Annotated in this window: 10 protein-coding genes and 1 pseudogene; 7 read left to right on the top strand and 4 right to left on the bottom strand. The window is 61.0% G+C overall.

Going from position 1 to position 12,632, the window contains the following annotated elements:
- Positions 1 to 27 precede the first annotated feature (27 nt).
- Positions 28 to 453, top strand: a complete 426-nt coding sequence (locus AB4O09_RS25575) for a hypothetical protein (RefSeq protein ID WP_039010622.1) — start codon at positions 28 to 30, stop codon at positions 451 to 453.
- A 595-nt stretch (positions 454 to 1,048) separates the two neighbouring features.
- Here the strand turns inward: AB4O09_RS25575 and leuA are convergent.
- The 3 genes from leuA to xseA form a co-directional block, all read right to left on the bottom strand.
- Positions 1,049 to 2,728, bottom strand: a complete 1,680-nt coding sequence (gene leuA / locus AB4O09_RS25570; RefSeq protein WP_003198029.1) for a 2-isopropylmalate synthase — start codon at positions 2,726 to 2,728, stop codon at positions 1,049 to 1,051.
- A 446-nt stretch (positions 2,729 to 3,174) separates the two neighbouring features.
- A complete protein-coding gene (locus tag AB4O09_RS25565; RefSeq protein ID WP_043042538.1) occupies positions 3,175 to 3,996 on the bottom strand; it encodes a peptidoglycan DD-metalloendopeptidase family protein in 822 nt (273 codons plus the stop codon).
- 3 nt (positions 3,997 to 3,999) lie between these two features.
- The gene (xseA, locus tag AB4O09_RS25560; RefSeq protein WP_003198033.1) at positions 4,000 to 5,379 is read right to left on the bottom strand and encodes an exodeoxyribonuclease VII large subunit; all 1,380 of its coding nucleotides are present in this window, start codon (positions 5,377 to 5,379) and stop codon (positions 4,000 to 4,002) included.
- Positions 5,380 to 5,599: 220 nt separating this feature from the next.
- Here xseA and AB4O09_RS25555 point away from each other — a divergent pair, with 220 nt between their 5' ends.
- The 6 genes and pseudogenes from AB4O09_RS25555 (at position 5,600) to AB4O09_RS25530 (ending at position 11,547) form a co-directional block, all read left to right on the top strand.
- Positions 5,600 to 6,367: a sulfite exporter TauE/SafE family protein gene (locus AB4O09_RS25555; protein ID WP_003198035.1), complete on the top strand. Its 768-nt coding sequence runs from the start codon at positions 5,600 to 5,602 to the stop codon at positions 6,365 to 6,367.
- Between the two features lie 70 nt (positions 6,368 to 6,437).
- On the top strand, positions 6,438 to 6,986 hold the full coding sequence (locus tag AB4O09_RS25550; RefSeq protein ID WP_003198037.1) for a hypothetical protein: 549 nt from the start codon (positions 6,438 to 6,440) through the stop codon (positions 6,984 to 6,986).
- A 242-nt stretch (positions 6,987 to 7,228) separates the two neighbouring features.
- Positions 7,229 to 8,698, top strand: coding sequence for an IMP dehydrogenase (guaB, locus tag AB4O09_RS25545; protein WP_028237046.1), 1,470 nt, complete (start codon positions 7,229 to 7,231; stop codon positions 8,696 to 8,698).
- Positions 8,699 to 8,777: 79 nt separating this feature from the next.
- Entirely contained in the window at positions 8,778 to 10,355 is a 1,578-nt protein-coding gene (guaA, locus tag AB4O09_RS25540) for a glutamine-hydrolyzing GMP synthase (RefSeq protein WP_003198041.1), read from the top strand.
- 388 nt (positions 10,356 to 10,743) lie between these two features.
- Positions 10,744 to 11,018, top strand: a pseudogene (locus tag AB4O09_RS25535) (hypothetical protein).
- A gap of 4 nt (positions 11,019 to 11,022) precedes the next feature.
- Positions 11,023 to 11,547, top strand: a complete 525-nt coding sequence (locus tag AB4O09_RS25530; protein WP_038856157.1) for a helix-turn-helix transcriptional regulator — start codon at positions 11,023 to 11,025, stop codon at positions 11,545 to 11,547.
- 177 nt (positions 11,548 to 11,724) lie between these two features.
- Here AB4O09_RS25530 and treR read toward each other — a convergent pair whose 3' ends face one another.
- A complete protein-coding gene (gene treR / locus AB4O09_RS25525; protein ID WP_003198045.1) occupies positions 11,725 to 12,429 on the bottom strand; it encodes a trehalose operon repressor in 705 nt (234 codons plus the stop codon).
- Positions 12,430 to 12,632 lie beyond the last annotated feature (203 nt).

Genomic DNA, 12,632 nt, shown 5'->3' with positions numbered 1-12,632 from the left:
TAACCGGTCAGCCAAGGAGAAGTCCCTATGACCAGTATCAGCGCAACCACCGTCAACCCTTATCCATTGTCAGCCCCTAAAGTCTCCATCCGTGGGGCTGAAGAAGAGAAAGCGGTCAGTCCAGTGGCATCGACTGACAGCAGCGAAGACAAAGACAAAGACAAGAAATTGGAAGTCGACACCAGCGGCGCGAATATCGCAGGTGCGGGTGGCAGCAGCGGCAGCGGCGATGTCATCGAACAACTGAAGAAGCAGATCGAACAGACCGAGAAGTTGCTGGCCGAACAGCAAGCCCAGCTAGCTCGGGTGCAAAAAAGCCGGGCTGATGAGGAGCAGAAAGCTCAGGAAACCATGGCGATCCAGACTCAGATCATGGCGACCCAAGCCACATTGCAGACCCTGCAGGCCGCTCTGTTGCAGGCAATGACTGTCTCGATCGATACCCATGCCTGACATTTTGGTTGTCTGACAGACCGCCATCGCGAGCAAGCTCGCTCCCACAGGGGGGGGCAGCGCCGCTATCCAAATGTGGGAGGAGCAGAAAGCTCAGGAAACCATGGCGATCCAGACTCAGATCATGGCGACCCAAGCCACATTGCAGACCCTGCAGGCCGCTCTGTTGCAGGCAATGACTGTCTCGATCGATACCCATGCCTGACATTTTGGTTGTCTGACAGACCGCCATCGCGAGCAAGCTCGCTCCCACAGGGGGGCAGCGCCGCTATCCAAATGTGGGAGGAGCAGAAAGCTCAGGAAACCATGGCGATCCAGACTCAGATCATGGCGACCCAAGCCACATTGCAGACCCTGCAGGCCGCTCTGTTGCAGGCAATGACTGTCTCGATCGATACCCATGCCTGACATTTTGGTTGTCTGACAGACCGCCATCGCGAGCAAGCTCGCTCCCACAGGGGGGGCAGCGCCGCTATCCAAATGTGGGAGCGAGCTTGCTCGCGATGAGGCCCTACCAGACCACACAAAACCATCAGCCAAACAAAAAGGCCCCAGGGTTCACACCCCGGGGCCTTTTTGATTTTTCAGCGACCGATCAGGCCGCTTTGGCTTCCGGCTGGCTCAGGGAACGGTTCAGTGCACTGAACAGCGCCTTGAAGCTGGCGGTGGTGATGTTCTCATCAATGCCCACGCCGTGCACCGCACGCTCGCCGTTGACCCGCAGTTCGATGTACGCCGCCGCCTTGGCATTGGTGCCGGCGCCGATGGCGTGTTCGTTGTAGTCCATGATCTCCACCGGAATTGGCAGGCCGGCCACCAGGGCTTCCAGCGCGCCGTTGCCCTTGCCGCGCCAGTGCAGGTTGGTCTCGCCCTGGCCCTTGCTCGCCACTTCCACTTCCACGGCGCTGTTGCCGTTTTCTTCCTGCAGGCGATGGCTGACCAGCGCGTACGGGGTGTTGGCTTGCAGGTATTCACGCTGCAGCAGGGCGTGGATCTGCTGGGCAGTCATTTCCAGGCCCAGACGATCGGTTTCGCGCTGTACCACCTGGCTGAACTCGATCTGCATGCGACGCGGCAGGCTGATGCCGTATTCCTGTTCCAGCAGGTAGGCGATGCCGCCCTTGCCCGACTGACTGTTGACGCGAATCACCGCCTCGTAGCTGCGGCCAATGTCGGCCGGGTCGATCGGCAGGTAAGGCACTTCCCACAGACCGTCCGATTTCTGCTGGGCGAAGCCCTTGCGGATGGCGTCCTGGTGCGAGCCGGAGAACGCGGTGTGGACCAGGTCGCCAACGTACGGATGACGCGGGTGTACCGGGATCTGGTTGCATTCCTCGACCACTTTGCGCACGCCGTCGATGTCGGAGAAGTCCAGCTCAGGGTTGATACCCTGGGTGTAGAGGTTCAGCGCCACGGTCACCAGGTCGACGTTACCGGTGCGTTCGCCGTTGCCGAACAGGCAGCCTTCGACACGGTCGGCGCCGGCCATCAGGCCCAGCTCGGTAGCGGCTACACCGGTGCCACGGTCGTTGTGGGTGTGCAGGCTGATGAGCACGCTGTCACGACGGGTGATGTTGCGGTGGAACCACTCGATCTGGTCGGCGTAGATGTTCGGCGTGGCGACTTCCACGGTAGCGGGCAGGTTGAGGATCACCTTGCGCTCTGGCGTCGGATTCCAGACTTCGATCACCGCGTCGCAGACTTCCTTGGCGAACTCCAGCTCAGTGGCGCTGAAAGTCTCTGGCGAGTATTCGAACTGCCATTGGGTTTCCGGTTGCTGCGCGGCGTATTTGACGAACAGCTTGGCCGCGTTCACCGCGATTTCCTTCACGCCTTCCTTGTCCTGGTTGAACACGATGCGGCGGAACGACGGGCAGGTGGCGTTGTACAGGTGAACGATGGCCTTTTTCGCGCCGCGCAGGGATTCGAACGTACGGGCGATCAGGTCTTCACGGGCCTGGGTCAGCACCTGGATGGTGGTGTCGTCCGGGATGTGGCCTTCTTCGATGAGGGTGCGCACGAAGTCGAAGTCGGTCTGCGAAGCGGCTGGGAACGAAGCTTCGATTTCCTTCACGCCCACCGCGACGAGGGTTTTCCAGAAGCGCAGCTTCTTGACCGCGTCCATCGGCTCGATCAGCGACTGGTTGCCGTCACGCAGGTCGGAGCTGCACCAGATCGGCGCGGCGGTGATGGTCTTCGACGGCCAGGTGCGGTCCGGCAGGTTGATCGTCGGGAAAGCACGGTATTTGGAAGACGGGTCTTTGAGCATGCTCATGGGGAAATCCTTATTGTCGTGGCCGGAAAGAGGCGGCCTGCCGGTGGTTCGATGGGGGTGGCTTCACAGCCGGGACGAGGTGCCGCGATTCAGCCCGGCAGTCGTGCGCTGACGAGGCACAGGCTGCGGTGCTGGCGAAGCTGAATGAGGGTGTGAGAGGTTTTCATGCCTTCAACCCTAACCGCGTGAGGAGAGGATCGCAAGCAGTCGGAAAAAATTGAGATAAGTTCTGCTTTTAGGCGGGTTTGCGAGATTTAATCGCGCATGTATCAGGTACGGATGTCAGAAATTGCGTCGATGTTTTGAGCTTGGCAATTCAAAGGAGGGGGTGATGCGGCTGCCGTCATCGCGAGCAAGCTCGCTCCCACAGGAGATCTATGTCGCACTGAAGATCAAATGTGGGAGCGAGCTTGCTCGCGATGAGGCCAGTAGCCCCACCATCCCATTCAGGGTTGGAAAGCTCCGATAAAAATCGCCGGATCCACCCGCGCATCGTTCAGGCTGATGTTCCAGTGCATGTGCGGCCCCGTCGCACGACCGGTGGCGCCGACCTTGCCCACTACGGTGCCCCGGGCCAGTTGCTGGCCGACCTTCACGTCGATCTTCGACATGTGGCAGAACATGCTGATGAAGCCCTGGCCATGGTCGACGAACACGGTGTTGCCATTGAAGAAGTAGTTGCCGGTGAGGATCACCTTGCCGGCGGCCGGGGTCTTGATCGGCGTGCCGGCGGGCACGGCGAAGTCCAGGCCGGCGTGGGGGTTGCGCTCTTCGCCGTTGAAGAAGCGGCGCACGCCGAACTTGCTCGACAGCGGGCCGTCGACCGGTTTGTCCAGCAGCAGGTTGCTGGGGATGTTCGGGCTGAAGCTGCGATAAGCCTTCAGTTGCACCGCCAGCTCGGCGTCGATGCGCTTGAGGTCCGCCGGGTTCGGGTTGACCTGGCGCTTATTCTTCAGGGTGATGTGTTGCTCGGGGTACTTCTTGTAGCCGACCACGAACGGCTGGGTGCCGCCGCCACTGCTGATTTGCTGCGTGCCGGGCTGGACCGTCAGCGGGATGCCGACAATCGCCAGCCAGTTGTCCTGTTCCTTGACCACCAGCACCGGCTTGCCCTGGTAACTGGCTTTCGGTGCCTTGGCGGCGCTGCCCAGGTCCACCACGGCCACGCCGCCGGGCACTGGTTTGTTCAGCAGGCGGGTGATGTAACTGTCGGCGTGGGCGTTGAAGGTCAGGCACAGCAAGAGCAAGGGGGCGAGATATCGCGGCATGAATCAATCCAGTAAAGAAAGGGTGACCGGCGTCAGGTGATTGTCTTCGACCCGTACCAGCAATTCGCCTTCGCCGAGCTTGGCGGTCAGGCGCTGGCCGGTCTGGGTTTGCCCGGCACTGCGGATCGCCTGGCCGCGTTCGTCGAGCAAAATGCTGTAGCCGCGGCCGAGGGTCGCCAGGGGGCTGACAATGTGCAGCGTCTGCATCTGGTTGTGCAATTGCACGCGGCGGTTTTTCAGACCTTCGCGCATGGCCCGGGGCAGGCGTTCGGCCAGGCTGTCCAGGCGCTGGCGCAGCAAGGCCAGTTGCCGGCCCGGATGTTGCCCGGCCAGGCGGGTTTCCAGGCGGATCAGGCGTTCGCGGCGGGTATTGAGGCTGCGCTCGAACGCCCGGCGCATGCGCATGTCCAGGTCGTCGAGGCGCTGGGCTTGCTGGCGCAGGCGTTCGCCGGGGTGACGCAGGCGTCGGGTGAGGCCTTCGAGACGCAGTTGATCGCGCATCAGCCGGTCACGCATGCGCATCACCAGCCGGCGATGCAGGCTTTCGACCCGACGCACCAGGTCGCCGGCATCCGGGGCCAGCAGTTCGGCGGCGGCGGACGGGGTCGGGGCGCGTACGTCGGCGACGAAATCGCTGATGGACACGTCGGTCTCATGGCCTACGGCGCTGACGATCGGCGTGACGCAGGCATCCACCGCCCGGGCCACGGCTTCTTCGTTGAAGCACCACAAGTCTTCCAGCGAACCGCCGCCCCGGGCCAGGATCAGCGCATCGAAACCACGGGCGTCGGCCAGCTTCAGGGCGCGGACGATTTGTGCGGTGGCTTCGCGGCCTTGCACGGCAGTGGGAATCAGGGTCAGGGCAATCTGCGGCGCGCGGCGACGGAACACGCTGATGATGTCGCGGATCACCGCGCCCGTGGGTGAACTGATAATACCGATGCGTTGCGGATGGGCCGGCAACGGCACCTTGCGTTCGGCGCTGAACAGGCCTTCGGCGCTGAGCTTTTCCTTCAAGGCATCGAAGGCCAGGCGCAGTGCGCCATCGCCGGCCGGCTCGACGGTGTCGAGGATCAGTTGATAGTCGCCACGGCCTTCGAACAGCGAGACCTTGCCGCGCACTTTCACCGCCAGCCCGTCTTTCAAGGCCTGGCGCACCCGCGCGGCATTCTGCCGGAACAGCGCACAACGCACCTGGGCGCCACTGTCCTTGAGGGTGAAGTACACATGGCCGGAGGCCGGACGGGCGAGGTTGGAGATTTCGCCCTCGACCCAGATGTTGCTGAACACGTCTTCAAGCAACACCCGCGCACGGCCGTTGAGCTGGCTGACAGTCAGGACCTCGCGGTCCAGGCCCAGTCGGGCAAAGGGATCTTTAATCATGGGCGGCATGATAAGGGGATTCGCCGGTGGTGTGCAGACAATTAGACCGGGTTGCCTGCATCGCGAGCAAGCTCGCTCCCACAGGAGATCTATGTCGCACTGAAGATCAAATGTGGGAGCGAGCTTGCTCGCGATAGCGATAGGCCAATCACCACAAATGCTGGAAGTACCCCCCCGCATCTGGCTAAAGTCGCCGCTTTCGCCATCAAGGAAGTGCCGGATGAGTCTTCTCCCATGGTTGGGCCAATGGGCATTTGCCCCCACGCAATGGCTGGTGATCGGCTCGGCCATTGCCCTGGCCTATATCGTCTTCGGTATCGCCGGGTTCGGCACAGCGCTGGTGGCCGCGCCCATTCTGCTGCTGTTCATGCCCCTGTCGAAAATCGTCCCGCTGCTGGTCTTGCTGGATTTTGTCGCGGCCTTCGGCAACTTGCTGCCGTCGCGTCGGGACGTGTCCCGGCCGGAGCTGCTGCGGTTGTTGCCGTGCATGGCGCTGGGCTGCACCCTCGGGGTGATTTTCCTGCTCAACCTCAAGTCCGACCTGTTGTTGCTGCTGATGGGGGTGTTCATCAGTTGCTATGCGATCTACAGCCTGCTGATCAAGACCCGGCCGACGCAGTTGTCATCGCTGTGGGCGGTTCCGATGGGCACGGTGGGCGGGATGTTCGGCGCGTTGTTTGGCAGTGGCGGCTTTTTATATGCCATCTACCTGAACAGTCGCTTGCCCAAGGACCCGGCCCGAGCCACGCAAAGTGCCCTGATCAGTTGCAGCACCGTGGTGCGCCTGAGTCTGTTTATCGTGGCCGGGGTCTATGCCGAGCTACCCTTGTTGGTACTGGCGCTGTGTTTGTTGCCGGCCATGGCGCTGGGGTTGTGGGTAGGGCGTCGCTTGACCATGAAGATGTCGCGAGAGGCATTCGTGCGGCTGGTCACCTGGCTGGTGCTTGCCAGCGGCCTCGCGTTGATCGGGCGCTACCTGAGTGCTTGACCTGGCCCCGCCAGGGATTAAGCTGCCGGCCTTTGATCAGACCCTGCCAGGGAAACAGCCAGGCCTCGCCATGAACTCGCAAAGCATCATCGTTCCGAAAATTTCCACCCTGCCGGTCCACGAGCCTCGGGCCCGGGCGATCGTGCGCTGGCTGGTGCGCAAGAATATCGTCGAAGAACAACTGACCACCTGCGGGCGCACCGGCAATCGCATGGCCCACGCCATCGCCCCCGGAGCCCGCGAGGTGGTCCTGCATCCCGAAGCCTTGCCGTTCGGTGAAGCGATCAATGGCCTGGAGATCATCACCAAGCGCTGCATCTATACACCGGCCAAGGGCTTTCTCGAAGAAGCCGGTTGCGCCGAGTGCCGCAAGGAAGTCGGCGAAGCGCTGTTCGAAAGCCTCGAAGACTGGATGCCGGCGCGCACCGACAACTTCACTTGCCCCGAATGCGGTCATGAAGACGACATCAACGGCTTCCTGTTCCTGCAGCCCTGCGGCTTTTCCAACCTGGGGTTCATCTTCAACAACTGGCTGGAGGCGGGGTTCAAGCAGGACTTTCTCGATGAGTTCGCCGATTGGCTCGATCAGCCGGTGAGTTGGGTGAAGGTGGAGTTGTAAGGACACCGATGAGCGAGTGTGGGAGCGAGCTTGCTCGCGATGGCGTCGGGTCAGTTGGTGCGGTGTTGACTGATACGCCGCCATCGCGAGCAAGCTCGCTCCCACAGGGAATGTGTTGGCAATCGGGCAGTGATTTAGCCCGTCAATCAGTCCGGCAATAATAGACAGAGTTTTACATTGAGCCAGACGGGGTCCATGAGTATAATGGCGCGCTTCCATTTTCCCGCTCGGGAGCCCCCGCGATGCTGCGTATCAGCCAAGAAGCTCTGACCTTCGACGACATTCTCCTAGTGCCCGGTTATTCCGAAGTACTGCCTAACGAAGTCAGTCTCAAAACCCGTCTCACCCGTGGCATCGAACTGAATATCCCCCTGGTTTCCGCCGCCATGGACACCGTGACCGAAGCCCGTCTGGCCATTGCCATGGCCCAGGAAGGCGGTATCGGTATCATCCACAAGAACATGACCATCGAACAGCAGGCCGCCGAAGTGCGCAAGGTCAAGCGGTTCGAGGCTGGCGTGGTCAAGGATCCGATCACCATCGAGGCTGACGCCACGGTCCGGGATCTGTTCGAACTGACCCGCATGCACAACATCTCCGGCGTTCCGGTGCTGCACGATGGCGACCTGGTCGGCATCGTCACCTCCCGCGACGTGCGTTTCGAGAATCGCCTGGATGCCACCGTCCGCCAAGTGATGACGCCTAAAGAGCGCCTGGTCACGGTCAAGGAAGGCACCAACAAGGAAGAAGTCCGCGAGTTGCTGCACAAGCACCGCATCGAGCGCGTGCTGATCGTCGACGACAAATTCGCCCTCAAGGGCATGATGACCGTCAACGACATCGAAAAAGCCAAGGCCTACCCGCTGGCGAGCAAGGACGACCAAGGTCGTCTGCGCGTCGGCGCTGCGGTCGGCACCGGCAAGGACACCGGTGACCGTGTCGCCGCCCTGGTCAGTGCCGGTGTTGACGTGGTGGTGGTCGACACCGCCCACGGCCACTCCAAAGGCGTGATCGACCGCGTTCGCTGGGTCAAGCAGAACTTCCCTGAAGTGCAGGTGATCGGCGGCAACATCGCCACCGGCGCTGCCGCCAAGGCCCTGGCCGAAGCCGGCGCCGACGCGGTCAAGGTCGGTATCGGCCCTGGCTCGATCTGCACCACCCGTATCGTTGCCGGTGTCGGCGTGCCGCAGATCAGCGCCATCGCCAACGTCGCCGCCGCCCTTGAAGGCACTGGCGTGCCGTTGATCGCCGACGGCGGTATCCGGTTCTCCGGTGACCTGTCCAAGGCCATCGTAGCCGGTGCCTCCTGCGTGATGATGGGTTCGATGTTCGCCGGTACCGAAGAAGCACCGGGCGAGATCGAGCTGTTCCAGGGCCGTAGCTACAAGGCTTATCGCGGCATGGGTTCGCTGGGCGCCATGTCCCAGGCCCAGGGCTCTTCCGACCGTTACTTCCAGGACTCCTCCGCGGGTGCCGAGAAGCTGGTGCCGGAAGGCATCGAAGGTCGCGTGCCGTACAAAGGCACCCTGAGCGCCATCATCCATCAACTGATGGGCGGCCTGCGTTCTTCCATGGGCTACACCGGCAGCGCCAACATCGAAGAGATGCGCACCAAGCCGGAATTCGTGCGTATCACCGGCGCTGGCATGGCCGAGTCCCATGTCCACGACGTGCAGATCACCAAGGAAGCGCCGAACTACCGCGTAGGTTAAGGCTTCCAGCAAAACGTTAATCACCGGGGCTGTTCATTCAGCCCCGAGTTGTTTCTGATTCACTACATGAGAATGAGTCATGGCCCTCGACATTCACGCTCACCGCATCCTGATCCTCGACTTCGGTTCCCAGTACACCCAGCTGATCGCCCGCCGCGTGCGTGAAATCGGTGTGTACTGCGAATTGCATCCGTTCGACATGGATGATGAAGCGATTCGCGAATTCGCGCCTAAAGGCGTCATCCTCGCCGGCGGCCCCGAGTCCGTGCACGAAGCCGACAGCCCGCGCTGCCCGCAAGCCGTGTTCGACCTGGGCGTGCCCGTCTTCGGTATCTGCTACGGCATGCAGACCATGGCTGAACAGCTGGGCGGCAAGGTCGAAGGTTCGGACCTGCGTGAGTTCGGTTATGCCCGCGTTGACGTAGTCGGCAAGAGCCGCCTGCTGGACGGCATCGAGGACCACGTCGACGCCGACGGCCTGTTCGGCCTGGACGTGTGGATGAGCCACGGTGACAAGGTCACCAGGATGCCGGAAGACTTCCACATCCTGGCCAGCACCCCGAGCTGCCCGATTGCCGGCATGTTCAACGATGATCGCCGTTACTACGGCGTGCAGTTCCACCCTGAAGTGACCCACACCAAGCAGGGCGGCCGCATCTTGTCGCGCTTCATCCTCGACATCTGCGAGTGCGAAGCCCTGTGGACCCCGTCGAAAATCGCTGAAGATGCCATCGCCCAGGTGCGCGCCCAGGTTGGCACCGACAACGTGCTGCTGGGCCTGTCTGGCGGCGTTGACTCCTCGGTGGTTGCCGCATTGCTGCACAAGGCTATCGGCGACCAACTGACCTGCGTCTTCGTCGACAACGGCCTGCTGCGCCTGCACGAAGGCGAGCAAGTGATGGCCATGTTCGCCGAGAACATGGGCGTCAAAGTGATCCGCGCCAACGCCGAAGAGCAGTTCCTGAACAACCTGGCCGGCGAGTCCGACCCGGAGAAGAAGCGCAAGATCATCGGCCGCACCTTCATCGACGTGTTCGATGCCCAGTCCAACAAGCTGGACAACATCAAGTACCTGGCCCAGGGCACCATCTACCCCGACGTGATCGAGTCGGCCGGCGCCAAGAGCGGCAAGGCCCACGTGATCAAGTCCCACCACAACGTCGGTGGCCTGCCGGAAGAGATGAACCTCAAGCTGGTCGAGCCGCTGCGCGAACTGTTCAAGGACGAAGTGCGTCGCCTCGGCCTGGAGCTGGGCCTGCCGTACGACATGGTCTACCGTCACCCATTCCCGGGCCCGGGCCTGGGCGTGCGGATCCTCGGTGAAGTGAAGAAGGAATACGCCGACCTGCTGCGTCGCGCCGACCACATCTTCATCGAAGAACTGCGCAAGGCCGACTGGTACCACAAGGTCAGCCAGGCGTTCGTGGTGTTCCAGCCAGTGAAATCGGTGGGCGTGGTCGGCGATGGCCGTCGTTACGCCTGGGTCGTGGCCCTGCGTGCCGTGGAAACCATCGACTTCATGACCGCGCGCTGGGCACACCTGCCGTACGAGCTGCTGGAAACCGTTTCCGGGCGCATCATCAATGAAATCGAAGGTATCTCGCGCGTGACGTATGACGTGTCGAGCAAGCCGCCGGCGACGATTGAGTGGGAATGAGTCAGGCTTAGATATCTGACTGCTGACGGCCACTATTGGCCCTGGCGCCCGTTTTGAACAAAAGCCCTGTGGATAACTTCCATGGGGCTTTTTTCATTTTGGCTCAATTCCAGGCTTCATCAGCTTCCGCCCGTGGTGACCTAGCGTGACGGTATTGGGAGGGCGGTGCCGTCACCGTTCGCTACGATTACCCGCCTTAGCGGTGTTCCGGAAACGCTTATCATCGGGCGGCATGGCCCCAAGAGTATTTCACCGTACGGTTCACGAGGACCTGTCACATGCCAACCTATCTCCTCGTTTGAGACGCTGCTGACTGGCGCCGCTTGAAGCGGATGCTTAGGTTGTCATCTGACAATCTGGCGACTCATGCGAATACTGAAGATCACGGATGATTCGTCCAACGCACCCGAAGAAAGAAATCGAAGAAGCGCTTAGGCATGCCGAAGGGCAGGGGTGGTGCATAGAAGTTGGCGGCAGTCACGCCTGGGGACGGGTTTATTGCCCGTACAACGATGAGACGTGCCGCTGCGGCGAGTTCTGCATCACCTCGATATGGTGCACGCCGAAGAACCCTGGCAACCATGCGCGAGCATGCGACGCGTCGTGGACAATTGCACTGCGCATCGCAATCGGCGTGAGGCTGATGACGATGCTGAGCAATAGAACAATGGACTATATTTTTACCTTGAAATATCAGCTTGCTGACGATGGCTGTGCCATGGATGAACTGATCGAGCGCTTGGGAGAAGCGGGCTGCGACGATGCCCTGGTCGGCATCGGGCAGCCGGGGCGACTGGCGCTTGAGTTCACTCGCGATGCTCCTGATGCGGTCAAGGCAGTGCTTAGTGCTCTGGCCGACGTCCATCGCGCGGTGCCGTCGGTCAAATTGATCGAGGTAGCGCCTGATTTGGTAGGGCTGACCGATGTAGCTGAGATCGTAGGTGTGTCTCGGCAGAACATGCGCAAGCTGATGTTGGCTCATCCAGGTAGCTTCCCAACGCCGGTGCACGAGGGGAGTGCTTCTATCTGGCATTTGGCAGACGTGCTGACCTGGCTGCAGGCCAAGGGCAGCTATTCGCTTACCAAGAATGTGTTGGATGTGGCCCAGGTGGCGTTGCAGGTCAACGTTGCGAAAGAAGGTCGACGGTTACCTGGTATGGCTTGCGAAGAGTTGGAAGCTTTGGTTGGGTGATAGTCATGCTCAGCCTCTCCTCAGTTTGACGAGCCGGTTGGCAGGAGTAATCGTTTTTGTGCGCGACTCTTGTTATCTAATCGTTTTTTTACAACCTTAACCGTTAGCTACAAGATCAGGTGCACGACATCATTTCTGGAATGCCCGCGCTGCAACAGGTAGGGGTATGGGCCGAAATCAACGCCGCGCCACATCCGAAAAATAAAACTTGTCCAGCGTATGCCGCGATTCGGTGTACTCGAACTGTCGGCCGTCCTGGAGAAAGGTCTGGTTGCTGACCACGATCACATGGCTCTGGCCGTCGAGGTCCAGGTGTTGCTGGTCGTCCTTGCCGCAGCGGACTGCTTCGATGGTGCGCTGGGCGTAGGCGATTTGCAGGTGCAGGGTCTGTTCGATGAAGGCGTAGATCGACTGCATGGCGATGTCGCGGGTCAGGCCAGGGATCACGTCGCTGACGAAGTGGTTGATGTCCAGGATCACGCGCTTGCCGTCGATTCGCCGGACCCGCTTGATGCGGGTGATCGGGCTCCCGGCGGGGGCCTTGATGTGTTCGAGCAGCGCTCCTTCCAACGGAAACTGGCTGAACTCGACCACTTCGGTGCTGACATCGTTGCCCAGGCGCGGGTAGGTCTCCTGGAAGCTGACGATGCCGCCGAGCTGGAATTCGATGGGCTGGGTCGACAGCACAAAGGTGCCCTTGCCATGGATCTTCTGGGCGAAGCCGCGCTCCTGGAGTTGTTCGATGGCCTTGCGCACCGTGCCACGGCTGGCCTGATAGCTGTCCATCAGTTCGGTTTCGGAGGGCAGGCGAGCGCCTCGCTCCAGGCGTTCGGTGGTAATGCTGGTCAGCAGATCGTTGTAGATCTGGTTGTATTTGCTCATGGAGAGGGCTCTGTACCGCGCTGTTCACCGGGGCGGAACCTTACGGGCCAAGTGGGGGAGTTGTCCATTCGGCTGTCATTATTTGACGACAGGAGCGTAGGACGTTTCCCGGTTTTCGGAGGCTTATCATAAACAAAAACAAAACTCGTCTGTACGAGTTGTTGATTTAACTCGTACAGACGAGTACTTTCTCTTCCACGTGC

Source organism: Pseudomonas sp. H1_F01 (assembly GCF_054681425.1).
Note: the sequence above shows the minus strand (reverse complement) of the source record. Positions and strands in the feature narration are given on the sequence as shown.

Bases quoted from the DNA above. Each gene is read 5' to 3' on its own strand.
- AB4O09_RS25575 (WP_039010622.1), top strand. From the start codon at position 28: ATGACCAGTATCAGCGCAACCACCGTCAACCCTTATCCATTGTCAGCC.
- leuA (WP_003198029.1), bottom strand. From the start codon at position 2,728: ATGAGCATGCTCAAAGACCCGTCTTCCAAATACCGTGCTTTCCCGACG.
- AB4O09_RS25565 (WP_043042538.1), bottom strand. From the start codon at position 3,996: ATGCCGCGATATCTCGCCCCCTTGCTCTTGCTGTGCCTGACCTTCAAC.
- xseA (WP_003198033.1), bottom strand. From the start codon at position 5,379: ATGATTAAAGATCCCTTTGCCCGACTGGGCCTGGACCGCGAGGTCCTG.
- AB4O09_RS25555 (WP_003198035.1), top strand. From the start codon at position 5,600: ATGAGTCTTCTCCCATGGTTGGGCCAATGGGCATTTGCCCCCACGCAA.
- AB4O09_RS25550 (WP_003198037.1), top strand. From the start codon at position 6,438: ATGAACTCGCAAAGCATCATCGTTCCGAAAATTTCCACCCTGCCGGTC.
- guaB (WP_028237046.1), top strand. From the start codon at position 7,229: ATGCTGCGTATCAGCCAAGAAGCTCTGACCTTCGACGACATTCTCCTA.
- guaA (WP_003198041.1), top strand. From the start codon at position 8,778: ATGGCCCTCGACATTCACGCTCACCGCATCCTGATCCTCGACTTCGGT.
- AB4O09_RS25530 (WP_038856157.1), top strand. From the start codon at position 11,023: ATGGACTATATTTTTACCTTGAAATATCAGCTTGCTGACGATGGCTGT.
- treR (WP_003198045.1), bottom strand. From the start codon at position 12,429: ATGAGCAAATACAACCAGATCTACAACGATCTGCTGACCAGCATTACC.